The 1,924-nt window shown below is 35.8% G+C and carries 2 protein-coding genes; both read right to left on the bottom strand.

Annotated elements, in window-relative coordinates; translation table 11 throughout:
* Positions 1-579 precede the first annotated feature (579 nt).
* A complete protein-coding gene (locus F6K13_RS30970) occupies positions 580-1,302 on the bottom strand; it encodes a M15 family metallopeptidase (protein ID WP_124155524.1) in 723 nt (240 codons plus the stop codon).
* Positions 1,303-1,676: 374 nt separating this feature from the next.
* Positions 1,677-1,924: hypothetical protein (locus tag F6K13_RS30965; RefSeq protein WP_287289551.1), on the bottom strand; the 248-nt coding region annotated here is incomplete at its 5' end.

Raw genomic sequence — 1,924 nt, 5'->3', positions numbered from 1 at the left:
TCTAACTCAATCCTCTGAACAAAGCCCTCAAGTTGAATCTAATGTTATCCCCCATCCAGCTTCTTTGTGGAGTGGACTGGGTCGATAATTTATTCTATCGAAGCGGAGATAATATTTGATTTTCAAAACTCATAAACAAGTTATTTTTCTGAAAAGACTTTTATATAAGCTGTAACTTCTCACTATCAAAATGTTACAGCTTATGATAATTTTAGATTTTCTTTAATTAACCAGAAAAGTTAAAGAATTTGAAAACCCCCATTTTTAACTAGGGGATAAAAAATTTCACGGTTGTTTTAAGTACAAGTAAATATTAGTCTTTAATTTATCATTAATCAATCATCAATTAAAAGTTGATATTTTTAACATTGGCTTTAAAATCCCAACTATATTTTTAAAGTTAGTGATATACCTTGGTGGCAGGTTTGAATTCTACACCATAACGCCTGTTAACACAGTTTCAACCCAGGAGGCTAACTGATATAGCAGTCCAAGCAAAGGGCGCGGACAGATCAAAAGCTTAAAACTCAGACAATACAAGATTTTTCCTTCTTCCTTCTTTCCTCTACTATAACTGTTTCAATTTACTCGCCCATACCGTGCCACAACCTCACTTTCACCATTCTCTTTACTTGTCAACCAAGCCCACATTTGGTCGCCCAGAGAAAAATGCCACCATTCCTGTTGATGTTGCTGAAACCCCACCGATAACATTACTTCTGCCAATAACTGTCGATGTTGATTATATTTCTGAGCTTCCTCATTTTTACTCCCCAAAAAATGATTCGGGTAAGAGCGGGGAGACAACTCATCAATAGGAGAACCCATATCAACAGTTTTGCCATTAGCATCCACTAAAGTTACATCCACAGCAGCACCCGTACTATGAGGTGGTGGGGTAGCGGGGTTTAGACTAGGAGCAGCCCAAAACTGATAAACTAACTCTAAAATTTCTTGACGTTTTGCTTCTGTCAACTCCGGACTATCTAATGTTAAACCTTCAGCTTTTACTGTTTCTACAAAAGTGTAATCTACCATAAATTGTTGTACAGCAATGGGGCGATAAGCATCAAATATTTGGATGTGCCAACTGGGATATTTTTGTTGTAGTTTTGTTTGAGCTGCTATCAAACTATCTAATACTTTTTGACGTAAAAAATAAGGTGAATTTGCTGGAGATAAATGATAAGGTGCGCCTAATTTTTCATAGGGATGGGGTGATTCAGTGGCAAATTTTTCTAAGGGAATTGGGATGAGTGGTTCGTGACATTCTTGGATTTTAATTTTCTGGTATGGTTTCATTACAAATTGGCACTTAGTTATCAGTAGTCAGCTTACAATTATCAGGTGGAATCGCTCAATTATTACTAAATTTAAAGCAAGATTTTACATTTAGTAGCTTGGGTTGAAAATTTTTAGGGCGGTTATTCGCAGGATAAAAACAACACGATATCTGATTTTTTTTTGGTTGCACTACCGTTGAACCCAACCTACAGTATGATAACTTCCCATTACCTAATCCCAAACTTCTGTCAAATCTAAAATAAATCCCGGCAATACATTTTTCCCAGATTAACAATTAGGATTTTCCCATATTTCTACTTCCCGATTTTGTCAATAAATCTCCACTTTTCGATTTTTACTATCGTAAGCATTTAGCGGTCAGCGGTCAGCGGTCAGCTATCAGCTTTATTGCCTTTAGTGGGGAATTTAAGCTCGTTGTTCTTGTGCTTCAATTCTTTGTTCAAAAATGTAGTAGAAGTTAAGCAAATACCTGGTTCATTCATTTTTATTGCTGAGAGCTGATTGCTAATAGCTGAATGCTTACCTACTATCAATTCAAACCTAGCACCATTTAATTGAAATTTTGCTTCAAATATGCTAATTTCTAACTCAAAAAATAGCTGAGAAAATACAACAGGAG

It is taken from the genome of Okeania sp. SIO2B9 (assembly GCF_010672505.1).
In the GTDB taxonomy this organism is placed as follows: Bacteria; Cyanobacteriota; Cyanobacteriia; order Cyanobacteriales; family Microcoleaceae; genus Okeania; species Okeania hirsuta.
Note: the sequence above shows the minus strand (reverse complement) of the source record. Positions and strands in the feature narration are given on the sequence as shown.